This window comes from Kutzneria sp. 744, assembly GCF_000568255.1.
Lineage (GTDB): Bacteria > Actinomycetota > Actinomycetes > Mycobacteriales > Pseudonocardiaceae > Kutzneria.
Genome location: NZ_KK037166.1, coordinates 2,031,559 through 2,054,522 on the forward strand (window position 1 = coordinate 2,031,559; position 22,964 = coordinate 2,054,522).

The window sequence follows — 22,964 nt, forward strand, 5'->3', positions numbered from 1 at the left end:
CCGAGGCCGCGCTGGCCACGCTGGATCGGCTGGCCATCCTGGTCGAGGTCGTCGACGACCTGGGTCCGGTGGCGCGCAAGGCATTGCGGGCCAAGCTCCGGAAAGCCGGAGCGGGCCACCCCTGAGGGATGGCCCGCTCCGTGGATCGGTGCGTCAGCTCAGGTTTACAGCCGTGTCGTCGATGACGAACGAGGTCTGCAGGCCCGAGTCCTCAACGCCGGTGAACGAGATCGTCACCGTCTGGCCGGCCAGCGCCGAGACGTCGAACGTCTTCTGCGCGTAGCCACTGGCCTTGTTGAGGTTGGAGTACGTCGCCAGCGTGGTCGAACCGGCCTTGACGGTCAGCTTGTCGTACGCGGTCGACGCGGTCGTCTCGGCCGTGTCGATGTGCAGCCAGAACGACAGGGTCGCGTGGCAGCCGGCCGGGATGGTCACCGACTGGTTCAGCGTGTCGGTGTGGGTCGAGCCGTAGCCGTCCAGCCAGGCCAGGTAGCTGCCGCCGTGCGCGGCCTCGCCGGCCGAGGCGTTGCTGACCACGCCCGAGGAGGTGCTCCACGGGGAGGCGCTGCCGGTCTCGAAGCCCGGGTTGCCGAGCTTCTGGCCGGAGCAGTTGCCGCCGGTGGTGCCGACGGTCCACGTGAAGGAGGCGCTGCCGGCCTTGTTGGCGGAGTCGTTCGCCGTGACGGTGACGTTGTACGTGCCGGCCGTGGTGGTCTTGCCGCTGATCACGCCGGTGCCCGAGGCGATGGACGTGCCGGTGGGCAGGCCCGTGGCCGACCAGGTGTACGGCGAGGTGCCGCCGGTGGCGTGGGCGGTGACGTTGATGGTGTCGCCGACCAGGTTGGACTGGTTGCCCGGGTTGGTCACCGACGGGGCGCCCGGCTGCGTGGTGCCGCCGCCGGACAGGTTCGGCACCAGGGCGTCGGCCTTGGGCGTGCCCCAGCCGCTGGCGTTGTCGTAGTTGGCGACCGCGCTGTAGTGCAGGTTGTCGCCGGTGGTGATGTCGTGGAACAGCGAGCCGTAGCTGCTGGACGAGCCCAGCTGGTACAGCGTGGACTGGACCTGGCCGACGCGGGCCTTGCCGGCCGCGGCCGCCTGCTGGTTGGCCAGCGTCAGCACGGACGCCCACAGCGGGGTGGCCGCACTGGTGCCGCCGACGGTGCCCCACTGGCCGCCGGTGTAGATCGAGTAGTCCGACGCGACGGCCGAGACGTCCGGGACCTGACGCAGCGAGCTGGTGCTCACGCCGGGGCCGGTCTGCCAGGACGGACGGGCGAACTTGCTGGACACGCCGCCGCCGCCGGCCCACTTGGTGGCCGTGCCCTCGTTCCACACGGTCTCGGAGCTGTAGCTGCCGCCGCTGCCCTCGGTCAGCACGGTGCCGCCGACGCTGACCACGTACGGGTCGGAGCCGGGGAAGTCGACCGCGAGGTTGTTGGCGTTGGGCGACTGCGTGCCGCTGTGGCGGTAGCAGTCGTAGGCGCCGGAGTCACCGGCCGCCGACAGGAAGGTCTGGCCCTGGGCCGCGCCCTGCTTGGCCACGTTGTCCACGGCCGTCTCGGTGGACGCCGTGTCGTCGAGCTCGCACGCGCCCCAGCTGGAGGACACCACCGACACGTTGTCGGTGATGAACTTGTTCCACATGTCGATCTCGCCCTGGTCGCTGTTCGGGGCCTCGTAGACCGCGACATTGGCCTTGGGCGCGACCGCGTGCGCGACCTCGATGTCCAGCTCGACCTCGACGGTGCCGTCGCCGGCGGTGTCGTCGTCACCGCCGCTGACCTTGACCACGGTCGGGGTCGGCGAGCCGGTGCCGTACTGCTGGTCGTACTTGCTGATGTTGGTCTGGCTGAAGTGCGAGAACTCCAGCATGGCCACGGTCTGGCCGGCGCCGGTGGTGCCGGCGCTGTTGAGCTTGTCCACGCCGTACGCGGAGCGCAGCTCCTGCGCGGTGTAGCCGCCGGCCGGGCCACTGCCCGCCTTCGGCGCGTTCGCGTTGGGCGCCTTGGTGTAGTTGTGCAGCTGGTAGTGGTTGTTCAGACCGGAGACGCCGCCGATGAGGCCGGCCACCGCGCTGTCCACGGACGGGGCCGTGTCATTGGCGGTGAAGTCCTTGTCGGTCTTGTTGTCGTGGTAGCGCGACACCGTGGTGGCGAAGGCGCTCTGCACCGTCCTGGCCGGGCCCTTGGCGTCGATCAGCATCCGGTTGGACGCCACGTCCGTGACGGTCAGGCCCTTGCCGGCCAGATAGGCCCGCACCTGGTCGACCTGCGCCTGGGTGGGCGCGAACCGGTCGCGGAACTGGTCCGGCGTCAGGTAGTGGTGGTAGTCGGCCGAGCTCGGGTTGTTCACGCGGGCCAGGAAGGCGTCCAGCCCGGCGGCGTCCCGGTAGTTCAGCGAGACGGCGACCTGCATCTGCTGGTCGGCGTTCACCGATCCGGTTCTTGTCGCGAACTCGAGGCCCGGGGCGGCGCTGTTGGCCAGCTGGGTGGTGTGCGGGTCCGTCTGCGCGGAGGCAGTGAACCCGGCGCCGGAGGCAAGAACCATCGGCGCGGCAACCAGCAGCGCCACCGAGGCGCGACGGGTCAGCTTCACGATTGCTCCATCCCTACAGGGGAGATGAAAATGGCAGGGTTTATTTCCCTCGGCGAGGGAGTTACCGGAACACTAACAGCCGAAGTTCCGCCAGGGAATGGATTCCCTACCAAGGTATGGAATCGCCCGCCACGGGTGGCCATATCGTGACCTGGTGATCACGTACACGACATCACCGATGGACCCATGGTGACCGAATGGCCGGCAAAGCGGACAAAACAACGGTAATGACGCCCATTCTATGGGATGCGCGCCTTAACAGTCATCAACTTCAGCACCCCGACGAAAGGAGGTTGTGAAAACGCTGCCGCCGCCCGATCATCCCGGCCGGTAACCGGGCCCGACCAGGAGAACCGGACGATTCGTGGATGTGTCCGACACTATGACGGCGCTCGACGCCCGATCGGTTGCATGCCCGATGGCCGCCGCCGCGCCCGTCCAAGATCGGGGTGTTGACGATCATCGCGTCGCCGCCGTTCGTCAAGAAGGCGCGTTCTTATTCTCGAACGGCAGGAGTCTTTCCATTTCGACGCCCATTCAGAGCAGCGAGGGACCGGCGAATGTCGTAGCGATCGGCGCCCTGGTCATGGGTCCTCAGAACTGGAGGAAGACCACCGACGCGTCGTCGCGGGACTTGCCCCGCGGGAACGCCGTCCGGTCGGGATCGGCGGTTTCCGCCGCGCGCACCTCGTCGACCACCTGCACGGCGCCCTTGTCCTCGATGCGGGTGAACAGCTCGGCCCAGTCGCCGAAGCCGAACACCTCGGTCCACCGGGTCGCGCCGTCCGACATCGCCGCCGCCGCGCGGACCTCGGCCCGCGGCAGGTGGCCCGTGACCGCCCGCTTCGCGACCTCCGGGTCGGCGGCCGCGGTGTAGAAGCCGCCGTCGGCGTTGCGAAGGCTTTCCAGGGCGTCGAAGTACTGGCGCGTGTAGCGGATCGCGCGCAGGTCGGGCCGGCCGGTCACCTCGTCGAGGCGGCCGTCCAGGATCGGCGTGACCGCTCCGTTGACGTCCAGCAGCAGCACCGAATCCGACAGCACCAGGTACTCGACCTGCCGGTCGTCCCACCGGAGGGCCACAACGGTTGCCTGCGGCGTGCGGCGGTGGCTCAGGTCGCAGGTGCTCTCGTGCGCCGCCGCGGTTTGCGCGATGGCATCGGCCAGGCAGTCCGCCAACGACTGGTCACGCCGTTCCGCCCGCCTCAGCAACGCCGGCCCCAGCTTCTGCACGAACCACGTCACCGTGTGGACGCAGCCGGTCTGTCCGTCGGGCGGCGGCGTGACGCCGTCCAGCACCAAGGCGGCCCCTTGTGGCGACAGCGCCGCGAAGTCCTCATTCGCACGGTCCGGTTCGCCGGGGACGGAGAGCAGGTCGGCGCGCATGCCGTCAGCCTCTCACCAGCGTCGATCCTTCGCGAACGGGGCCGTCGGCCCGGCCGAGGTCGCGGACCGGCGGGGCCAGCAGCAGCGCCGCCATGCCGGCCACGGCCGCGACCGCGCCGATCAGCAGCACCGGTTCCGCGCCCAGCGCGCCGGCCGCCGGGCCGGCCAACGCCTGGCCGACCGGCATCATGGCGAGCGAGCCGGCGACCTCGTAGGCGTGGATGCGGTTGAGGATCGAGCCGGGGATCTGGGTCTGGATGCTGGTCGCCCACATCACGCTCCAGAACGTCTGCACGCCGCCGGTGACCGCGAAACCCAGGCCCACCAGCCAGATCGGGGCGCCCACGGCCACCATCGCCGGCAGCAGCCCGTATCCGAGCATCGCGATCGCCCCGGCGCGCAGCGGGTGGTGTGGGCGCAGGCGCATCGCGACCAGGCCGCCGACGGCCATGCCCGCCCCGCCGATCGAGTTGATCAGGCCGTACGCGGTGTCGCCGTGGGTGGTGATGATCTCCGTGGCCACCAGCGGGGTGAGCGGGCCGAAGGTGGTGATCATCAGCACCATCCAGACCAGGATGACGCCCCACACCCAGCCGCGGGCCCGGAATTCCCGCCAGCCCTCGACCAGATCCGCCCGGAACCGCGTCCGCTTCGCCGGCCGCTCGCCTCGGCGCAGGCGCAAACCCAGTAGGCACAAGGCACTTGTCAGGTACGTCGCCGCGTGCACCGCGAACACGCCGCCCACCGACGTCACGCCGATCAGCAGGCCCGCGAAGGCCGGGCCGGCCACGCCCATCACCGACTCCGCCACGCGGATGACGCTGTTGGCGCCCTGCACGTCCGTCGCGATGCGCGGGATCGTGCTGGCGATGCCGGGCTGGAACAGCGCCGCGCACAGGCCGTTGACCGCTCCCACCAGGCAGATCTGCCAGAACACCACGTGCCCGGCGAAGAACATCACCGCCACCGACGACTGCGTCACGACCCGGGTCAGGTCCGCCGCCACCATCACCGCTCGGGTGTCGAACCGGTCCGCGATCACCCCGCCGAAGATGACGAACCCGGCGAAGCACGCGCTGAAGGCCGCCATCGCCCCGCCGACCGCGCCCACCCCGTACCCGTACCGGATCAAGCCCGCCGCCAGCGCCACCGGCAACATCATGTCGCCCAGCCGCGCCGCCGCCCGAGCCACGAAGAACAGCGTGAAGTCACGATTCCAGCGGCGCACGTCCCGCCACGCTACCGGAAATCGCTTACCACCCCTCGAAACTTCCCACCAGTTGGGCACTCTCCCGCCACAGCCGCCCGCACCGCTCCCGGTCCCTCGTGTGCTCCGCCGTCCGCACCCGGCGGCGGTTCACGTAGAAGCCGCCGGTCTCTCCGTCCACTTCGGACGCCGTCGCCAGCCACACCGCCGTGTCCGCCCCCACCTCCGGCCCCGGCGCCGTTTCGGCCAGCTCCTCCCCCAGCTTCTTCAGCGCCCCACGGGCATTCCGGCCCAGCCCCGTGCCGCCGATGATCCCCGGGTGCATCGCGTTGACCGTGATGCCCTTCACTCTCCTCGCCAGCTCGTAGCCGAACATCGCGTTCATGTTCTTGGTGCGCCCGTACGCCGCGAACGGCGTCAGGTCCGGATCCGGCAGTCGAAGTCGTGCTTCTGCGCTCCCTCCTCCGTGCGGTCATCGAGGTCCGTGATCACCGCCGCGTTGCTCACCACCACGTCCGGCAGCGCCAGCCGTTCCGCCATGCGCCGAACCTCCTTGCCCAGCGCCAGATCCGCCCGCGCCAGCATCAGATCCGCACCCCGCGGGGCCCGCTCGATCCGTGTCGCGGCCACCCGGAGCCGGGCATCCTCCCGACCGACCAGCGTCACCGTCGCGGATCGGGCCAGCGCCGTCGCGATCGCCTCGCCGATACCCGAGGTCGCACCTGTCACCACCGCGGGCACGGTTTCCCCAACCAGGTTGACGCCGTCAACCCAACTCCACCGGTTGACAGCATTGCCGATCCCGAGGACCTGCTCGTCCACCTCCGCGCCGTGGCCGGTTGATCACGGGCGAAACCTAGTACTGTCTGGACGTGCTCCGTCGGTGGAAACCCCAGTTCCGTGACTTGCCGGCCGGGGGTCGGCCATGACCAGTCGTGCCGAACGGTATTTCGCCCACCTGGACTCGTTGTCCGGCGGGGTCGAGCCGTGGTTCACCGCGATCGAGTCGACCAAGCCCGGCCTGCCGGCCGTGACCATGCTCGGTTACCAGGACCTGCCCGAGGACCACCTCACCGGCGTCACCTACGGGCTTTCCCTTGCCGAGCATGAGGATTGGGTGCTCAGCAAGCCCGAGCTGTGCATCAGCGTGCGCTCGGACGACCGGTTGTGGGCGCTGGCCGTCGGCGACCTGGCCGAGGGGCTGCGCGGGGAGTGCCCGTTCGAGTACGGCGACGTGATCAACTTCGGTGAGCCGATCTCGGCCGAGTCGGCCATGAGCGCCTTCGTCGTCGGCCCGCCGGCCGTGCTCGCCCCCGAGGACTACACCGACATCGACGTCGGCGACGACAGGCCGATCAGCATCGCCGGCCTCTACCCCATCCACGACGTGGAGCGGCAGTACATCCGGGAGCACGGCCTCCAGGCGTTCGTCGCCCTCGACTGGGACTGCTACGACGTCACGCGCCCGCCGGCCGTCTAGTCCGTCAGTTCGACCCGGACCGTCAGCAGGTTGGTGCCGAGCAGCCGGACACCGGCGCTGTTGACCGCCGGGAGCGAACGAAGGCGCGCCTTCGCGTCGTCTTCCGGCATCAGGTGCGCGATGCCGGCACGCCAGCGCCCCCTGATCCGGACCCGCACCCTCGGGTCGGCCTGAATGTTGCGCACGTACTGCGACTTCTCCCCGTACTCCGAGACCAGCCAGAAGTCCCGCCCGACCAGCCTTCCACCCAGCGGCGTCCGCCGGGGCTGCCCCGAGCGCCGCCCGGTGGTCTCCAGCAGAGTGTGCCTCGGCATCCGCATCAGGATCGGGTTGCCGACCCGGCGTTGAAACGCCGTGACGATCCGCTGCTTGGCCTCCCGATAGCCGGACATCCCCTGCTCCCTGCCGTTCCGATGATCATGGGCCGGAAAAACGCAGCCCCCGTTTCCATCCAACCACGCGAACCTGGCCGCCGGGGTCCGCGATGATCACCAGCGGCGGCGTTGCCAGGTTGATCTGGTTGGATGGGAACCGGGGGCTGCATCGAACGGGACAGCCACGAGAGTCGGACGGAGCGGCATGACGGCGGGTGACAGGGGGCAGTCGGAGAGCGGGAGATCCCGGGCTCCCCTGGCCTTCCACGATCCGACAGCCGGCATGGGCGGGGTGGTTCCGACGCGAACGGCGCGACTGTGGCTGGCCGTGGTCGGCCTGCTGCTGTGCATCGCCTCGGCCGTGGCCTCCTTTCGGCTCGGCATGACGTGGGCGGGGGTCCTGCTGGCGGCGCTGTCGGCGACGACCGTGGTCAACATCGGTTGGGTGCTCCACCGACGCCGCCGCAGCTGAGGTCAGACCCGGCGCAGCACGTGCAGCAGATACTCCTTGCGGTTCAACGGGTTGTGGTCCCGTCGGACCCGGTCCGGCGCAGGGCCGTCGACGGGGCGGTAGTGGTCGAAAGCGGATTCGAGCACACCCTCGCCGCTGGTCAACGACGGTAGCCGACGTTCGAGGCCATGGACCTCGGCCGCGGGAATGTCGCCGGCGAGGGAATGCGTCCCGCCCGTGATGGACGACGTCAGGGGCGCGGCGCGGAGGCGCACGAGAACAGGCAGCACGGCGGCGAAAGACTCGGCGGGAATCTCCAACTGGTAGCGGTGAATGGGCTCGTGAACACGCGTGCCGGCCTCGGCGAGGGCGGACATCAACACGAGCGGCGTCAGGCCACGGAAGTCGGAGGCGGTGCTGGACATCGATTTGTCGAAGGTGGCGTGCATGTGGCTCTGCCGGGGGTAATAGCCGGAATGAGTCATTGTGACGACACAGTCGATGACCTGCCAACCATGCAGCCCCTGGGACAGAGTCTCCCGGACGGTGTCCTCGACGGCCTTCATGAAGGAGTACGGCATGGAGCCGAGCTCAACACCGAGCCGATACCGCACGCCACCGTTGACCGGACCGGGTTCGATGCGCAGGCCGACAGTGGCCAGGAATGGATTGGGCGCGACGTCGATGATCTCGAACGCGGCGCCGGTGCCGACGACGCGTTCGATGTTGATGGTCGTGGTCTCGCGAAAGCAGACGTCGAGCCCGAACTCCTCGGCCAGCGTGGCCTGGATGACCTCCTTCTGCACCTCGCCGTAGAGGGAGACCGTTATCTCTCGGCGGATCTCGTCCTGGCGGACGTCGATCAGCGGATCCTGTTCGGCCAACTGGTCGAGGGCGGCGCGAAGCGTGCCCCGCTCCCCCGAACGAGCCGGCAGAACGACGGTTTCCAACGTCGGCGGCGAGAAGTAATGCTTCTCCGCACGCGTTGACGAGCCGATGACGTCACCGATGCGAATGCCGTTGAGGCCCCACAGCCGGGCGATGGAGCCGGCGGCGACGGCCGGTTGTGAAACGCTTGCGCCCTCGGCGAAGACGGCGATGGCGGTCACCTTGTCGTCGCCGTCGGGCAGCCGGTCCCGGACGCGCAGGCGGCCGGCGTGCATGCGCACGTAGGCGATCTTCTCGCCGGCCGGACCGCGCTCGACCTTGAACACGGCGCCCGAGACCGGCGCGTCGACGTCCTCCGGGGCCGCCGGCAGGAACGACGTGATGCCGTCGATCAGGGCGCCCACGCCCGTTCCGGTGATCGCGGACCCGAAGAACACCGGATGCACGAGCCCTCGCCGGGACCGCTCCGCCAGCGTGGACCGCGCCCGCTCGTAAGGAATGTCCGAAGAGGACAGATAGGCGGCCGTCAGCTCGTCGTCCAGCTCGACGAGCCGTTCCACGAATTCGACGTCTTCGACACCGAAAGGCACGGCCCGCGCGGCCCGAGTTCCGAGGGCGGCGACCGATCCCATGGGCACGATCGACGGCGACAGCTTGGCCGCGATGTCGGCCACCAGTCCGTCATAGCGGGCGCCGCCGCGATCCACCTTGTTCACGAAGACGATCGTCGGAATGCGCAGCCTTCGCAGCACCCGCATCAGAATGCGGGTCTGCGCCTGCACACCTTCGACCGCCGACACGACCAGCACCGCCCCGTCGAGCACGCCGAGAACCCGCTCCACCTCGGCAATGAAATCCGGGTGGCCGGGCGTGTCGATGAGGTTGACCGTGCGGTCGCCAATGCTGAACGACACCACCGCCGACTTGATGGTGATGCCTCGCCGGCGCTCCAGCGCCATCGAGTCGGTCTGCGTGTTTCCGTCGTCCACGCGGCCGATCTCGTCGATGATCCCGGCGGCGTGCAGCAGCCGCTCGGTCAGGCTGGTCTTACCGGCGTCGACGTGCGCGAGAATTCCGAGGTTGAGCACTGCCATGCGGCGTCATGTCCTTCAGAAGGGGGAACATTACCTCTGCGGTGAACATGACAGCTGCTCGCATCTCATCTCCCAGCTCGGTGACGCCACGAGTTGAGCAGAATCCCCGACGCCCGGGCAAATGATTTATCGAAAGGAAGGAGGGCGGGCGGGGTTGCCGGGCAGTGGCGCCGGCCAACGGCGGCGAGTGGCGGACGGCGTGTTGCCGGGTAGTGGCGGCCGTCAGCGGGCGGCGAGGTGACGGGCGGCAGGCGGGCGTGTTGCCGCGTAATGGCGGTGGCCAGCGGGCAGCAAAAGTGATGGGCGGCGGGCGGGCGTATTGGCGGTACTAGCGGCGGTCAGCGGGCGGCAAAGGTGACGGACGACAGGCGAGCGTGTCGGCGGGTAGTGGCGGTCGTCAGCGGGCGGCGAGGTGGCGGACGGCGGCGGAGAGGTGTTCGCGCATCTCGGCCTGGGCGACGGCGACGTCACCGGTGGCGATGGCGGCCAGCAGGCGGCGGTGCTCGGCGGCGAGGCTGGTGCCGCCGGGATAGAAGTTGTGCAGCTGGGCGAGGCAGAGCTGCATCTCCTCCTGGAGGGCCGGGTAGATGCGGTTGAGGCGGGGGCTGCCGGCCAGTTCGACGAGGGCGATGTGGAACTCGGTGTGGATCTCGACGCGATCGGCCCAGCTGACGTCGGGAGACAGGGAGTCCATCTCGGCCAGGATGCGCTCGGGGCGGGACAGGGAGACGCCGGACTCGACGATGACGCGGACGGCCTCGAGTTCGAGGGGGGTGCGGATGAGGAACAGGTCCTGGATGTCGGCCTCGGTGAGCACGGGGACGATCAGCGACCGACCGGTCGCCCGCTGCGCGAGGTTGCGGGCGACGAGCTCCTGGAGCGCGGAGCGGATGGTCGGCCGGGCGACGCCGAACCGCGAGGCCAGCATGGTCTCGGTGAGGCTCTCGCCGGGCGAGAGCTCCCCGCCGAGGATCAGCCTGCGCACCTCGGCGACCAAGGCGTCCCGGGTACTGGTCGTCTGAAGCGCCGTCACACCGCGTGAGTATAGCGGTCAGACCGTTGCGTATGACTGTCATACCGTATTACCTTCGCCGGGTGACGAGAACCCGGAGGGCCGCGGCCAGCGCCGCCGCGGGCGCGCTGTTGTGGGGCACGCTCGGACCGGTCGCTGCGCTGATCGGACCAGGCGACCGCGTCGCGGCCGGCGGCATCCGCCTGGCGATCGGCGCCCTGGTGCTCTTCGCCGTGGCCAAAGGCCGGCCGCTCCGGAGCAGGTGGACGCGGGCGGATCTGGGGCCGCTGGTCGGCGGGGCGGTGGGGATCGCGGGCTTCCAGGTGGCCTATTTCGGGGCGATCGGCAGCGCGGGGGTGGCGGTGAGCACGGCAGTGGGAATCGGGTTGTCGCCGGTGTTCACGGGGCTGTGGACGGCCGTGAAGAACCGCCGGAGGCCGGGTGCGGGCTGGAGTGTGGGCACGGCGACGGCGGTGGGCGGGCTGTGCCTGCTGGCCTTCGCCAATGGGGCGGGGACGACGTTTTCCTTGGCGGGGTTGGGGTTGTCGGTGCTGGCGGCGGCGTTCTTCAGCGGGCAGGCGGTGTCCATCCAGGCGCTGACGGCACGGCACGGCGACGCGACGGCGCTCACGGGGATCCTGGCCTTGGGGGCGCTGCTCATGGCCCCGGTGATCGCGGTGACGGCGACGGGGAATCTGCTGACGCCGCAAGGGGTTTCCGGGGTGGCGTACCTGGGCGTGGTGACGACGGGCATGTCGTACTGGCTGTTCGCCCGCGGCATCAGGCACATCGGGGCGGCCGCGGCGGTGACGATCACGCTGCTGGAGCCGGCGGCCGCGGCGGTGATCGCGGCGGTGGCGCTGCACGAGCAGCTGACGGCTGGGCAGTGGGCGGGCATCGTGATGATCGGCGCGGCGATCACGATCACGGGACGAACGGCGAAGGCACCGGAGGCAGACGCGTGTGGCGGGCCGGCTGAAGCCGAAGAGCTGGTGACGCCTGGCCACGGGCAAGGGTGACGGGACAAGAAGAACACCGCCGGCCAGGGTGGCCGGCGGTGCTCGACAACGAAGGGTCAGGACTGGCGGGGCATGCGGATGCCGGGACGGCCGGCGGAGGCGGCGGCCTTGGCGATGCGGGTGCCGACCTCCTTGCCGATGCGCGCGGCCCGGCCGGGGCCGGGCAGGGTGAGGGCGGGCGGCATGACCACGACGGGGCAACCGACGTGGTACATCAACCGGTGGGCCAACAGGGTGTTGGCCGTGAGGTCGGTGCGGCGAGGGGCGTCGAGCACCAGCATGAGGGCGCCCTCGGACTCCTTCAGGAGCACGGAGACGGGGGTGCCCTTGATGACGCGGCACTCGATCTTGGCGTCGGGGCCCAAGGCCTCGGCGACATCGGCGGAGAGCTTCTCCTCGGCGGCGGCGAAGGCGCCGGGGACGTCACGGGAAACGGCCGGCGGGTGACCGCCGGGGGCGCTCGGCGGGCGAGGGGCCCGCCAGGCGCGGACGGCGACCAGGCCGCACCGGCGACGGCGAGCCTCGTCGGCGGCCCAGCGCAGGGCGGTGGGCGATCCACTGCGGACACTGACGCCCACGACGATGAAATCAGCCACGGCTACCTCCTCGTCGTCGCGGATACTAACTGGCCTCGGCCATGGGCGCCTTGGACAACGGTTCGGCCACGTCCTCAAGGGACTGTCCCTCGGCGTTGACGCCGACGAACCAGGCGATCAGGCCGCCGAGGATCATGATGGCGGCGCCGAAGTAGTAGCCGATGGTGAGCGGTCCACGGTCGAGGCCGTTGCCGATCAGCGAGCTGAACACGAACGGCGCGACGGCTCCGGCGGCCTGGGAGATGGCGAAGAAGTAGGAGATCGCCTGCCCCCGCAGCTCCAGCGGGAAGATCTCGCTGACCGTCAGGTAGGCCGACGAGGCGCCGGCGGAGGCGAAGAAGAACGACACGCACCAGAAGATCGTGTGGGTGGTGGCGTTCAACGAGCCGGCCTGGAACAGCGCCGCCGAGACGGCCAGCACGAGTCCGGCGAAGCCGTAGGTGCCGAGGATCATCTTGCGCCGTCCGACGGTGTCGAAGAACGGTCCCAGGATGAGCGGGCCGAGCAGGTTGCCCACCGCGAACGGGAAGAAGTAGACCGACACCCCGCTGGCGCTGATGTGGTAGAAGTTCTGCAGCACCAACGAATACGTGAAGAAGATGGCGTTGTACAGGAACGACTGCGTGACCATCATCGAGAAGCCGAGGAAGGACCGCTTCGGGTACTTCTTCAGGAAGATGCCCGTCACGGTGCGGAAGCCCAGCCGCGGCGCCTCCACGATGGACATGGCCTTCTCCGGCGGCACATCGGTCAGGGTCACCCCCTCGCGCCGCACGCCGGCCTCGATCTCGTCGACGGTGCGCTCCGCCTCCTCCAGCCGGCCGTGCGTCATCAGCCACCGCGGGCTCTCCGGGATGTGCCGGCGCAGGTAGATGATGATCAGGCCGAGCACCGGGCCGATGAAGAAGCCGATCCGCCAGCCCCAGCTCTCCGGGAAGATGTTGGGGTCGAGCAGGAACAGGTTGGCGGTGGCGCCGATCATCGCGCCGGCCCAGTAGGTGCCGTTCACGGCGATGTCCACGCGGCCGCGGTAGCGGGACGGGATGAGCTCGTCGATGGCCGAGTTGATCGCGGTGTACTCGCCGCCGATGCCGAGGCCGGCGATGAACCGGAAGATCCACAGGAACCACACGCTGAACGAGAAGCCGGCGATGCCGCTGGCCACCAGGTAGATCGCCAGCGTCAGGATGAACAGTCGTTTTCGGCCGATCTTGTCGGTGAGCCGCCCGAAGTAGAGCGCGCCGACGACCTGGCCGACCAGGTAGATGGTGGCGGTGGCGCCGACCTCGGCCGGCGTCATGCCGAGGGTCTTCTCGAACCCGGCGGCGGACACGATCTGGATCTCGAGGCCGTCCAGGATCCACGACACGCCCAGGCCGATCACGATCGACCAGTGGAATCTGGTCCAGGGCAACCGGTCCATTCGGGCGGGAACGAGGCTCAGCCTGGGTGTCGCCGTGCCGGCGGAGCTGGCTGCTGTCATGGAATTCTCCCCGATGTCGCGTGCGTTGCCGAAACGTTCGCGCACATGTGGCCGGCGGGTTACGAGCAGGTTTAGAGATCTACCGCCAAAGTGGTCGGTCCGCAACCGGTAAGAGGCGTGAAAGTCTGGCATGGTCACAGTCCGATCCGCAGGTCACGCTGCCGGCGCGGACGCTCACCCGGCGCGCACACGAGGGTTTCAAACCTGCTCGGGACAATTGTCACGGTGTTGTTGCCTGAAACGCCACCCCCGGGCCGAATCGGGGCTGCTCAGTCATTGGACAATGGGGCGCGGTAGGCGGCGAAGCCGGGCAGCAGCCGCCACAACAGGACCGAGACGGCGATGGTGGACAGACCGCCGATCACGGTGGACAGGCCCGGGGTGCTGAGGCTGGCGACCGCGCCGGCCCGGAAGTTGCCCAGCTGGGAGCCGCCGAAGCCGGCGACGTACTCGGCGGCGCTGATCCGGCTGCGGTACCGGTCGGGGGTCGCGGCCTGGAGAATGGTCGTCCGGAACACCACGCTGATCACGTCGAACGCTCCCCCGACCACCAGCAGCCCGACCGACAGCCACAGCGCGGTCGACAGCCCGAAGCCGACGAGCGTGACCGCCCAGCCGATGGCCGCCAACAGCATGGCGCGGCCCTGCCGGGACACGTGCCCGACCGGTCCGGACAGCGCCGAGCCGAGCACGCCGCCGATCGCGGGCGCGGCGTTGAGCAGGCCCAGGGTCTGCGGGCCGCCGCCGAACAAGGCCGCGTTGATCGCCGGGAACACGGCGAACGGCATGCCGAGGGCCATCGCGAACAGGTCGGCCAGCACCGCGCCGGTCAGCACCGAGGAACCCCGGATGAAGCCGACGGCTTCCATGACCGACTTGATGTTCCGGGTAGCCTTGGTCATATCGGTATCCTACAGTGAGTGTAGTGAGTACATGGGGGCTAATCACATGGGACGGACGGAGAAGGGAACCTCCTGCAGAGAGTCCCGGAAGGATATCATGCTTGGCAGTACTTACACTGCTAAATATCCGGGTTTGGCCAGGGTGCCCTCGGGCGGCATCGGCGGCAGCCGGAACACGCCGTAGAGCGCGGCCCCGAAGCTGATCACGTCGATCACATAGCACGCGTTGAGACCGCCGGCCGCCGCGACCAGCCCGGCCAGCAGCGGGCCGACCGTGTTGCTCAGGTGCATGGTCATCAGGTTCAGCGCGGCCCCGGCCGGCAGCAGTTCGGCGGGCAGCAGGCGGGGCGTGAACGTGCGACGGGCCGGCACGTTGACCGACACGATCAAAGCCTCGACGACGGCCAGCACGTACAGCAGCCACAGCTGCCGCAGCTCGAGAAGGGACTGCACGGCGAACAACGCCGACACGGCCGCGAGTGCGAGGCTGCTGTACAGCACGATCTTGCGCCGGTCGGCGGCGTCGCCGATGCTGCCGCCGAGCATGCCGAAGGCGATGGCCGGCACGGCGGCGCACAGGCCGATGCCGCCGACCGCCAGCGAGCTGTTGGTGAGGGTGAAAACCTGGTAGGTGACGGCGAACAGGGTCATCTGGGTGCCGACGGCCGAGAGGACGGAACCGATCCAGTACCGGCGGAAGGCCAGTGATCGGCGGAGCGGGGAGGCGTCGACCAGCAGTCGCCGGGGCAAGGTCACCGGATCGAGCGTATCGGTGCCCTTTCGGTCACACGACGGAATTATCGGGGCGGCGCCGGCCGTTGGCCCAGACATGAAGGCAACCGTGAACGGCCGTGTCGTGGCCGAGGCCCCCGAGTCCGAGCTGGTCTCCATCGAGGGCAACTGGTACTTCCCGCCGTCGTCCCTGGTGGACGGTGAGTTCGCCGACAGCCCGACCCCGTACACCTGCCCGTGGAAGGGCCCGGCTCAGTACCACACCGTGGCCGGGCAGAAGGACGCCGGCTGGAGCTACCCGCAGCCGTACGACGGCGCGGCCGAGCGCGTCGGCCACGAGTTCGCCGGCTACGTCGCGTTCGACAAGCGCTACGTCGAGCTCAGCTGAGGTCGGTCACCTGAGGTCCAAGGCCGCGCGCACGATGCTGTCGGCGTCGAGACCGTGGTAGCGGTAGACGTCCTCCAGCGAGCCGGCCTGGCCGAACCGTGTGACGCCGAGCGAGATCGACGCCACCCGGTTCACGGTGGCCAGGAAGGCGAGCGTGTGCGGGTGACCGTCCAGCACGGTCACCAGCGGCGTCGGCCGCAGCACCTGGTCCAGGATCCAGGACGGGCCGTCGGCGAGACCCTGCCTCGCCTGCTGGGCCTGGAACAGCAGGCCGGGGCTGGTCACGCAGACGACGTCGGCCTCGATGCCCACCTGGTCGAGCCGCTCGGCGGCCTGGAGCGCCTCGGGCACGACCGCGCCCATCGCGGCGATGGTGATGGCCGGGTTCTCCTTGCGGCGCAAGGAGTACGCGCCCGCCACGACCTGGCGACGGCGACGCTCGCGTGCGGCCGGATCCGTGGACACGTCGGCCAGCGACTGGTCGACCGGTCGGGTCGACAGCCGTAGGTAGGCCGAGGTGCCGTCCGGCTTGCCCAGCCGGGCCAGGCTGGCCAGCAGCGTCCACTCGACGTCGATGGCGAACGCCGGCTCGTAGGTGACGCAGCCGGGCTGCTCCAGTCCGATGGAGGGCGTCGTGATGGACTGGTGCGCGCCGCCTTCCGGGCGCCAGCGTGACCCCGGACGGCGTGCCGACCAGAATTGACTGTCCGCCGGCGTAGATGCCGAACGACCACGGTTCCAGGGCGCGCGAGACGAAGGGGTCGTAGAGCACGCCGATCGGCAGCAGCGGCTCGCCCCAGCGACTCCAGGTGGCGCCCAGCTCCCCGATCAGCCCGACCAGGTTGGTCTCGGCGATGCCGAGTTCGATGTGTTGTCCCCCAGGGCTTTCCCTCCAGTGCAGGATCGTGTCGGCGTCGTCGGCGAACCAGTCGACGCGCTCGTCGGGCGACCACACGCCGACCTTGTTCACCCAGCCGCCGAGATTGGTGCTGGAACTGACGTCGGGGCTGACCGTGACCACCCGCCGGGCCGCGTCCGGCGCGCGGCGGGTGAGATCGAGCAGCGTTCGGCCGAGCGCTGCTTGAGTCGTGGTCGTGCCCTGCTGAACCCGGCCGAAGTCGAGCGGGATCGATGGCGGTTGCGCGGTCGCGACGCTCTTGCGCCGCAGGCGGTTCGCCGTGTCCTCGCACAGGACGGCCGCATCGGAGCCGACCGGGAACGCCTGCCAGGGGTCGTCGACGTCCCTCCCAAGACGTCGCGCCAGCTCGGCCAGCTGCTCGGTGGTCAGCAGTGATGAGTGGTTCTGCGGGTGCCCTTGTGTGGGCAACCCGTTGCCCTTCACAGTGTACGCCAAGATCACCGTCGGCCGGGTGTCCTCGATCTGCTCGAAGGCCTCGTCCAGCGCGGCCAGGTCGTGTCCACCGAGATTGCGGACGGCCGCCACCAGGGTGCCGTCGTCCACATCGGACACCAGCTCGGCGATGGCCGGATCCCCTGCGGGCAAACGATCCCGCAACTGCGCGGCGTCGCAGCGGAGCAGTCGCTGGTACTCGGGATTGGGCATGGTGTCGATGCGCTCGCGTAGCGCCGGGCCACCCGGTCGGGTGAACAATTCCTCCAGCAGCCGCCCGTACTTGAGGGTGATCACCTGCCAGCCGGCCCCGGCGAACATGGCGTGCAGCCGGTCGGCGGCGATCTGCGGCACGACCCGGTCCAGCGACTGTCGGTTCAGGTCGACTATCCACACGATCTCGCCGAGTTCGGCCACCGACGGGTCGAGCACCGCCTCCCAGACCGCACCCTCGTCCAGCTCGGCGTCGCCCAGCAGCGAGTACTGGCGGCCGCTGCCGGCGCCCACGTAGCGGCGGGCGATCGCGCCCCAGATCGGTGCGGTGGCCCCGATTCCCACCGATCCGGTCGAGTAGTCGACGGGGTCGGGGTCCTTGGAGCGGCTCGGGTAGCTCTGCAGGCCACCGAAGGCGCGCAGGGTCGTCAGATACGACTCGTCGAGCTCCCCCAGCAGGTAGTTGATCGCGTGCAGCACGGGCGAGGCGTGCGGCTTGACCGAGACCCGGTCCTGCGGCCGCAGGTGCCGGAACCACAGCGACGTCATGATCGACACCATCGAGGCGCTGGACGCCTGGTGCCCGCCGACCTTGAGGCCGGAGGTGTTGGGGCGCACCAGGTTCGCGTGGTGGATGACGGCCGTGGACAGCCACAGCACCCGCCGCTCGATCTCGATCAGCACCGCCAGCGCGGCCGGGCTCGGCCTGGTCATCTCGCCACCTCCATGCGTGCACAACGTCCTGAAATGACAACACCGACGCTCACTACGCACAATGCGAGTAGGTTGGATTGAGCAGATCGCACAATCCGACCGAGCATCAGACCGGCGAAAGCGAGCAGAGTGCGCAACGACGACCGCTTCGACCAGACCGACCTCCGCCTGCTGCAAGCGCTGGCCGAGCAGCCGCGGGCCACCGCCGTGGCGCTGGCCGAGCAGACCGGGCTGTCCCGCAACACCGTGCAGGCGCGGCTGCTGCGGCTGGAGCAGCCGGGCGTGCTGGACACGTTCGAACACCGCATTCCGCCCCGCGCGCTGGGCTATCCGCTGACGGCGTTCGTGATGATGGTCGTGACGCAGCAGCGCCTCGACGAGGTCGCCGACGCGCTGGCCGACGTGCCGGAGGTGCTCCAGGTGCACGGCATCAGCGGCCAGCCCGACCTGTTCGTGCACGTCGTCGCCCAGGACGGCGACGACCTGTACCGCATCGCCGGCCTGATGCTGGCCATCCCCGGGGTGGAGCGGACCAGCACGGCGCTGGTGATGCGGGAGCTGGTCGGCTACCGGATCAGCCCTTTGCTGGAGCGGCGCTCACGCTAGGCGCGCCCGCCGGATGCCGTGCACCGTCACGTAAACCAGGGCGGCAGTGGTCAGCAACTCGGCCCAGAAGAAGGCGCCGTAGTCGATCAGCCCGCCGATCGGCGGCGAGCCGGGGGCGGCGTTGCGGAAGCCGACCAGGGCGAACAGGGTGGCGGCCATCCAGCCCATCGCCGGCCACACCAGCCCCATGCCCTTGGACACGATGGTCAGCGCCGCGCCCAGCACCGACAGCGCGAGCGCCCACATGGCGATCATCAGGAACCAGGCCAGCACCAGGGAACTGAACGTTCGGCCGGCCGCGACGTTGGCCTTCAGCACGCCGGAACGCCACTCGGCGTCGGTCGCCGCGGCCGTGAACAGCGCGTCATAGCCCCGAAACCGCAGCGACACCGGCACGTTCTGGTCGCCGGCCGTGACGTAGAAGCCGATCGCGGCGGAGTAGCTGTCGAACGGGTAGGAGGACACCAGGCCGTCGTCGACACCGATCCGCACGTCCTGCAACGACACCCGGTCATGGGCCTTGAACCGCAGCGTGCCGCTGGTCAGCGAGCTGGTGTCGACCTCGATGTCCCGCACCGGCACCGCGTCGAAGCCGTCGGCCAGGTTGCCGTGCATGACCGGGATGATCCGCAGATCCAGCTCGCGGCCGGTGACGTCGACCCGTTGCAGCGTCACGTCGAGCTCGACCCGGTTGGCGTCGTCGCTGCCGACGACGTAGTCGGTCTGGCGATTGCTGCTGTCGATCTGGAAGCCGATGATGCCGCCCGCGGCGAGCACCGCGATCACCACGCCCACGGCGACGATCCGTACCGTCCTCACCCGCCGTCACGCTAGGCCAGACGGCCGACCGTGGCACGGTGATTCACCTGTTGGTGTCGGCCAGGAACTGCTCGACGACGGCCGCGAACTCGTCCGGCCTGCTCTGGTGCACGAGATGCCCGGCGTCGATCGTCACGAGCGTGGCGGCCGGCATCAGGTCGGCCATGGTGGCGATAGCGGCCTGCGGGAGGTGGCTTTGCTCGCCGCCCGCGACGACGAGCGTCGGCGTGGGGATGCCGGCCAGCCGCTGCGGCCAGTCGGGATCGGGATCGTTCAGCTCGGCGATGATCAGCGGCCGCAACGCCCAGTCGTAGTCCAGCTCGCCCTCGGGACGCGGGGCCAGCCGCAGGTCCAGCGGAACCGGCGGCGGGACCTCCTCCAGCACCATCGCGGCCAGCCGCTCCGGGTGCTTCTCGGCGTAGCGGTACGCGGCGACACCGCCCATGGAATGCCCGACGAGCACGGCCCGCTCGACACCGAACTGGTCGAGCAGGCCGTGCAGGTCATCGGCGAACAGATCGAACGAGTAGGCGTCGGCGCGCGGGCTCCGGCCGTGACCACGCTGGTCCGGCGCGATGACGTGCCAGCGGTCGGCGAACCTCGCGGCGAACTCCGACCAGGTGCCGCCGTTGGCCGACGCGCCGTGCAGCAGGACCATGGCCGGCGCGTCGGGCGAACCCCAGGTGCGAGTGAACAGTTCCACCCGACCTGCCTATCACGATCAGCAGTTGGGGGTGGCGGCCCGGCCGGCGAAGCGATCGCCGAGCCAGTTCAGGGCGGCGGTGCCGTAGACGCTGACCGCGACGATGTGCCCGGCGAGCGGAACCGGTTGCCACTGCACGGAAGCACCGAGCGCACAGAGGCGGTCGCGGAGCTCCTCCCCCACCTGGAACGGAATCAGCTCGTCGAGGGTGCCGTGGTAGAGCAGCACGGGCGCGGCCGGCTTGTGCGCGCCGAGGCGGTTCTCGGCGAGCCGGGCCTGCCACCGCGGATCCTTGATCATCCCGGGCGTGGTGGTGAGATTGTCCAGGCGGTCGAAGGGATCCGCGAGCGCGAGTTCGACTATGCAGGAGGTCTCGACCTTCTGCACCACCGTGCGCCCCTTGGCGTTCAGGGCATCGGCGAACGGCAGCTCGGGATACGCCGCCGCGTAGCCGACGGCAGCGCCGGCGACGAGGCTGAAGCCGGCGTTGCCGTCGTTGTAGGCGGCCACTTCGGTGAGATCGGCCGGGACGCCGCCCTCGGCGATACCGACGACGCGCACGTCCGGGGCGTAGGTCGGCTGCGACTCCCCCGCTGCCGCGGCGGCCTGACCTCCTTGGGAGTAGCCGAAAACGCCGACCGGCGCATCGGCGCTGAGGCCGGCGCCGTCGACCTTGCTCGCGGCCCGGGCGACGTCGAGCAGGGCGTGGCCCTCGGCATTGGCGACGGCATAGGTGTGAGTCCCTGGCGTGCCAAGGCCTTCGTAGTCGGTGAGCGCGACGGCGTACCCCTTGAGCATCGCCTGCGCGAGGAAGGCGATCTCCACCTCGGTGCCGGTACGGAGGTGATACGACGGCGCGCAGTCGTCGCCGAGCCCCTGCGTACCCATGGCGTACGCGATAACCGGGCGGGGACCGGGGCCGGTCCATGGGATCGGCGGCACCAGCACCATGCCCGAGACGGCGTTGGCCGTGCCGGTGGCGGAGGTGGAGCGGTAGAGCACCAGCCAGGTCTGGACCGGGGCCTTGAACACGCGGAACGGCTCCGGGTACCAGTCGACCCGACGCTGGCGGATCAGGTCGCCGGCCGCGCCGGGCAGGGCCGTCGGCGGTGTGTAGAAGGGGTCCTGGGCGGGCGCCGGCGGGCGGGGATCGGCCTGCGCGACGGCCGGAGCCGTCACCAGGGCCAGGGCCAGCAGCGGCACGAGCACTCGGCGAAGCATCGTTGCCTCCGAGCTGAAGTGGTAATCAGGATTTTCACAAGGTAGGGCCGTCTCGGGTAATCTGGCAATCCCGATTACCAGTTTTTGTCACACGGGTGAGGAGTCGGCCATCGCCAAGCGCGCCTACGCGGGAGTGGCCTCCGAGCAGCGCCGGGCCGAACGCCGGCAGCGGCTGCTGGAGGCGGCCCTCGGGCTGTTCACCACGGTCGGCTACCGGCAGACCAAGATCGTCCAGATCTGCGCCGACGCCGGCGTGTCCACCCGCAACTTCTACGAGGAGTTCACCGGCAAGGAGCAGGTGCTGCTGACCCTGCACGACCTGATCAACTCCGTCGCCCTCGACCGGGTCCGCGCCGCGCTGCAGACCCTGGAATCCGACGACGTCGTCACGCGGATCTCCCTGCTGCTGGACGCCTTCGTCGCCAGCGTCACCGCCGATCCCCGGCTGCCGCGGCTGAACTACGTCGAGGCCGTCGGCGTCAGCGAGGAGCTGGAGCGGCAGCACCAGCAGTGGGTCACCCGCTGGGCCGACTTCATCGAGGCCGAGGCCCGGCACGCCGCCGCCCACGGCGTCGCCCCCGAGCGGGACTACCGGCTCACCGCCATCGGCCTGGTCGGCGCCATCACCGGGCTGCTGCGGGAGTGGCAGGCGCACCGGCCGCCGTGGCCGGTGGCCGACATCGCCGCCGAGATCCGGGGTCTAATGCTGGCCGCGATCCTGCGCTGATCCACTGCGTTCGATCATGGCCACCAGCATCGAGACGAGCTCCTCGGCCGTGACATGCCACTTGTCGGCGGACAGGTGCCCGCCGGCTTCCATGTCCGTGATCCGGTGCGCGCTGGTCAGCAGCAGCGCCGCGAAGCGATCGGCGTCCCGGGCGCCGACGAGATCGGTGACGATGGCCAGGAACTCGTCCTGGGCGCGATCGGCGGCGCGAGTCGCCGCGTCGACGGCGGTCGGGTCGCCGGCCGGCACCGCCGCGGAAGCCCCGCGCGTGATCGCCAAGGCCGTGACCGCCGGAAGACCCCGCACCCGCTACACCATCGGTCGCGACGCGGCCCTGATCACCCGCCTGGCCCGGATGCTGCCGGACCGGATGCTCGACCGTGTCCTCGCGGCCGGCCTCCGGCCGCACTACGCCTGAAGCGCTACCGCGCGGACCAGCCGCCGGCAGCGGTACACGCGGTCGAACTGGGCGCGCAGGTCGTTCTCGCCGGCCCCATCGGCGTGCAGGAACGCCCCGGCGACGGCGAGTCCCCCGATGGTCTGGGTGACTTCGTCCCCAGTGGCGTGAACGTGGATGTAGTACTCACTCTCGACGAAACCCTGGGCGGCATACCACCGCAGCGCGGATTTGTCCTCACGCGTCCAGGCATCCAGGTCGGTGGCGCCAAGCTCACGCAGCCGGGGCAACGCGTGGTCGAGCAGGCCGGTCGCGATGCCCTGGGCCTGGTGGTCGGGGTGGACGGCGATCGTCTCGATGGTGGCGAGGTCGTCCCGCACCGCCACGTCCAGCACGCCCACCACGATCCCGCCGTCCACGGCGACCAGTTCGACGGACGGACAGTCGTAGCGGGGCTTGGCCACCAGCACGTCGTCGTAGTAACACGAGTGCAGGAAGCTCAACACCCGGCACCGCAGCCAGAGTTCCTCGTCACGCGGGTCATAAGCCCGGATCCCCCATGTCCCCACCCGAGGCATGGTGCCCGCGCCAACCACCTGGCCGCCAACG

24 protein-coding genes and 1 pseudogene are annotated in these 22,964 nt (G+C 69.8%); 7 read left to right on the plus strand and 18 right to left on the minus strand.

Going from position 1 to position 22,964, the window contains the following annotated elements:
* Positions 1-153: 153 nt before the first annotated feature.
* From KUTG_RS09005 to KUTG_RS58190, 5 genes are all read right to left on the minus strand, one after another.
* Entirely contained in the window at positions 154-2,595 is a 2,442-nt protein-coding gene (locus KUTG_RS09005) for a protease pro-enzyme activation domain-containing protein (protein WP_052394237.1), read from the minus strand.
* 594 nt (positions 2,596-3,189) lie between these two features.
* A complete protein-coding gene (locus KUTG_RS09010) occupies positions 3,190-3,978 on the minus strand; it encodes a hypothetical protein (protein ID WP_043716332.1) in 789 nt (262 codons plus the stop codon).
* A gap of 4 nt (positions 3,979-3,982) precedes the next feature.
* Positions 3,983-5,206: an MFS transporter gene (locus KUTG_RS09015; protein ID WP_052394238.1), complete on the minus strand. Its 1,224-nt coding sequence runs from the start codon at positions 5,204-5,206 to the stop codon at positions 3,983-3,985.
* 25 nt (positions 5,207-5,231) lie between these two features.
* Positions 5,232-5,570: a Rossmann-fold NAD(P)-binding domain-containing protein gene (locus KUTG_RS58185; RefSeq protein WP_052394239.1), complete on the minus strand. Its 339-nt coding sequence runs from the start codon at positions 5,568-5,570 to the stop codon at positions 5,232-5,234.
* Between the two features lie 32 nt (positions 5,571-5,602).
* Positions 5,603-6,007, minus strand: a complete 405-nt coding sequence (locus KUTG_RS58190) for an SDR family NAD(P)-dependent oxidoreductase (protein ID WP_052394240.1) — start codon at positions 6,005-6,007, stop codon at positions 5,603-5,605.
* Between the two features lie 103 nt (positions 6,008-6,110).
* Between KUTG_RS58190 and KUTG_RS09030 the strand changes: the two genes are divergently transcribed.
* Positions 6,111-6,665 carry a suppressor of fused domain protein gene (locus tag KUTG_RS09030; RefSeq protein ID WP_043716333.1) on the plus strand — a complete coding sequence of 185 codons (555 nt, stop codon included), beginning with the start codon at positions 6,111-6,113 and terminating at the stop codon, positions 6,663-6,665.
* On the opposite strand, the gene KUTG_RS09035 is transcribed toward KUTG_RS09030, so the two are convergent.
* Positions 6,662-7,057, minus strand: a complete 396-nt coding sequence (locus KUTG_RS09035) for a nitroreductase/quinone reductase family protein (protein WP_043716334.1) — start codon at positions 7,055-7,057, stop codon at positions 6,662-6,664. The genes KUTG_RS09030 and KUTG_RS09035 overlap by 4 nt on opposite strands.
* A gap of 274 nt (positions 7,058-7,331) precedes the next feature.
* On the opposite strand from KUTG_RS09035, the gene KUTG_RS09040 reads away from it, so the two are divergent.
* Positions 7,332-7,511, plus strand: coding sequence for a hypothetical protein (locus KUTG_RS09040; RefSeq protein ID WP_198047071.1), 180 nt, complete (start codon positions 7,332-7,334; stop codon positions 7,509-7,511).
* A 2-nt stretch (positions 7,512-7,513) separates the two neighbouring features.
* Here the strand turns inward: KUTG_RS09040 and KUTG_RS09045 are convergent, their stop codons facing one another.
* Positions 7,514-9,472 (minus strand): elongation factor G, encoded by a 1,959-nt coding sequence (locus KUTG_RS09045; protein ID WP_043716335.1) that lies wholly within the window; start codon positions 9,470-9,472, stop codon positions 7,514-7,516.
* 397 nt (positions 9,473-9,869) lie between these two features.
* Positions 9,870-10,505 (minus strand): GntR family transcriptional regulator, encoded by a 636-nt coding sequence (locus tag KUTG_RS09050; protein ID WP_043716336.1) that lies wholly within the window; start codon positions 10,503-10,505, stop codon positions 9,870-9,872.
* A gap of 62 nt (positions 10,506-10,567) precedes the next feature.
* Between KUTG_RS09050 and KUTG_RS09055 the strand changes: the two genes are divergently transcribed.
* Positions 10,568-11,503, plus strand: a complete 936-nt coding sequence (locus KUTG_RS09055; protein WP_198047072.1) for a DMT family transporter — start codon at positions 10,568-10,570, stop codon at positions 11,501-11,503.
* A 56-nt stretch (positions 11,504-11,559) separates the two neighbouring features.
* Here KUTG_RS09055 and KUTG_RS09060 read toward each other — a convergent pair whose 3' ends face one another.
* The 4 genes from KUTG_RS09060 to KUTG_RS53160 all read right to left on the minus strand — a co-directional run bounded on the left by KUTG_RS09060 (position 11,560) and on the right by KUTG_RS53160 (position 15,240).
* Positions 11,560-12,099: a universal stress protein gene (locus KUTG_RS09060; RefSeq protein ID WP_043716338.1), complete on the minus strand. Its 540-nt coding sequence runs from the start codon at positions 12,097-12,099 to the stop codon at positions 11,560-11,562.
* A 25-nt stretch (positions 12,100-12,124) separates the two neighbouring features.
* Entirely contained in the window at positions 12,125-13,582 is a 1,458-nt protein-coding gene (locus KUTG_RS09065; protein WP_043728731.1) for an MFS transporter, read from the minus strand.
* Positions 13,583-13,851: 269 nt separating this feature from the next.
* On the minus strand, positions 13,852-14,484 hold the full coding sequence (locus KUTG_RS53155; RefSeq protein WP_052394242.1) for an MFS transporter: 633 nt from the start codon (positions 14,482-14,484) through the stop codon (positions 13,852-13,854).
* Positions 14,485-14,595: 111 nt separating this feature from the next.
* Positions 14,596-15,240, minus strand: coding sequence for an MFS transporter (locus tag KUTG_RS53160; protein ID WP_052394243.1), 645 nt, complete (start codon positions 15,238-15,240; stop codon positions 14,596-14,598).
* 85 nt (positions 15,241-15,325) lie between these two features.
* Here KUTG_RS53160 and KUTG_RS09075 point away from each other — a divergent pair, with 85 nt between their 5' ends.
* On the plus strand, positions 15,326-15,604 hold the full coding sequence (locus KUTG_RS09075; protein WP_232240720.1) for a DUF427 domain-containing protein: 279 nt from the start codon (positions 15,326-15,328) through the stop codon (positions 15,602-15,604).
* Between the two features lie 6 nt (positions 15,605-15,610).
* On the opposite strand, the pseudogene KUTG_RS09080 reads toward KUTG_RS09075, so the two are convergent.
* Positions 15,611-17,882, minus strand: a pseudogene (locus tag KUTG_RS09080) (pyruvate dehydrogenase).
* Between the two features lie 129 nt (positions 17,883-18,011).
* Here KUTG_RS09080 and KUTG_RS09085 point away from each other — a divergent pair.
* Entirely contained in the window at positions 18,012-18,488 is a 477-nt protein-coding gene (locus KUTG_RS09085) for an Lrp/AsnC family transcriptional regulator (RefSeq protein ID WP_043716340.1), read from the plus strand.
* On the opposite strand, the gene KUTG_RS09090 is transcribed toward KUTG_RS09085, so the two are convergent.
* From KUTG_RS09090 to KUTG_RS09100, 3 genes are read right to left on the minus strand one after another with little or no spacing between them, the layout of a single operon-like run.
* Entirely contained in the window at positions 18,480-19,307 is an 828-nt protein-coding gene (locus tag KUTG_RS09090; protein ID WP_043716342.1) for a DUF4436 family protein, read from the minus strand. The genes KUTG_RS09085 and KUTG_RS09090 overlap by 9 nt on opposite strands.
* Positions 19,308-19,350: 43 nt before the next feature.
* Complete coding sequence (locus tag KUTG_RS09095) at positions 19,351-20,010, minus strand: alpha/beta fold hydrolase (protein WP_052394245.1); 660 nt, start codon at positions 20,008-20,010, stop codon at positions 19,351-19,353.
* Positions 20,011-20,028: 18 nt separating this feature from the next.
* On the minus strand, positions 20,029-21,231 hold the full coding sequence (locus KUTG_RS09100; protein WP_043716344.1) for a lipase family protein: 1,203 nt from the start codon (positions 21,229-21,231) through the stop codon (positions 20,029-20,031).
* A gap of 133 nt (positions 21,232-21,364) precedes the next feature.
* On the opposite strand from KUTG_RS09100, the gene KUTG_RS09105 reads away from it, so the two are divergent.
* Positions 21,365-21,958, plus strand: a complete 594-nt coding sequence (locus KUTG_RS09105; RefSeq protein WP_232240721.1) for a TetR/AcrR family transcriptional regulator — start codon at positions 21,365-21,367, stop codon at positions 21,956-21,958.
* Here KUTG_RS09105 and KUTG_RS09110 read toward each other — a convergent pair.
* Entirely contained in the window at positions 21,932-22,237 is a 306-nt protein-coding gene (locus KUTG_RS09110; protein WP_198047923.1) for a hypothetical protein, read from the minus strand. The two genes, KUTG_RS09105 and KUTG_RS09110, sit on opposite strands and share 27 nt — an antisense overlap.
* A gap of 4 nt (positions 22,238-22,241) precedes the next feature.
* Here KUTG_RS09110 and KUTG_RS65150 point away from each other — a divergent pair, with 4 nt between their 5' ends.
* Positions 22,242-22,376, plus strand: coding sequence for a hypothetical protein (locus tag KUTG_RS65150; RefSeq protein ID WP_255360860.1), 135 nt, complete (start codon positions 22,242-22,244; stop codon positions 22,374-22,376).
* Here KUTG_RS65150 and KUTG_RS09115 read toward each other — a convergent pair.
* The gene (locus KUTG_RS09115) at positions 22,367-22,924 is read right to left on the minus strand and encodes a GNAT family N-acetyltransferase (RefSeq protein ID WP_198047073.1); all 558 of its coding nucleotides are present in this window, start codon (positions 22,922-22,924) and stop codon (positions 22,367-22,369) included. The genes KUTG_RS65150 and KUTG_RS09115 overlap by 10 nt on opposite strands.
* Positions 22,925-22,964: the final 40 nt, after the last annotated feature.

What these genes read in the sequence shown, in the direction of transcription:
- KUTG_RS58185 (WP_052394239.1), bottom strand. Translation starts at nt 5,570, where the DNA reads ATGAACGCGATGTTCGGCTACGAGCTGGCGAGGAGAGTGAAGGGCATC.
- KUTG_RS09100 (WP_043716344.1), bottom strand. Translation starts at nt 21,231, where the DNA reads ATGCTTCGCCGAGTGCTCGTGCCGCTGCTGGCCCTGGCCCTGGTGACG.
- KUTG_RS09030 (WP_043716333.1), top strand. Translation starts at nt 6,111, where the DNA reads ATGACCAGTCGTGCCGAACGGTATTTCGCCCACCTGGACTCGTTGTCC.
- KUTG_RS09065 (WP_043728731.1), bottom strand. Translation starts at nt 13,582, where the DNA reads ATGACAGCAGCCAGCTCCGCCGGCACGGCGACACCCAGGCTGAGCCTC.
- KUTG_RS09010 (WP_043716332.1), bottom strand. Translation starts at nt 3,978, where the DNA reads ATGCGCGCCGACCTGCTCTCCGTCCCCGGCGAACCGGACCGTGCGAAT.
- KUTG_RS09035 (WP_043716334.1), bottom strand. Translation starts at nt 7,057, where the DNA reads ATGTCCGGCTATCGGGAGGCCAAGCAGCGGATCGTCACGGCGTTTCAA.
- KUTG_RS53155 (WP_052394242.1), bottom strand. Translation starts at nt 14,484, where the DNA reads ATGACCAAGGCTACCCGGAACATCAAGTCGGTCATGGAAGCCGTCGGC.
- KUTG_RS09045 (WP_043716335.1), bottom strand. Translation starts at nt 9,472, where the DNA reads ATGGCAGTGCTCAACCTCGGAATTCTCGCGCACGTCGACGCCGGTAAG.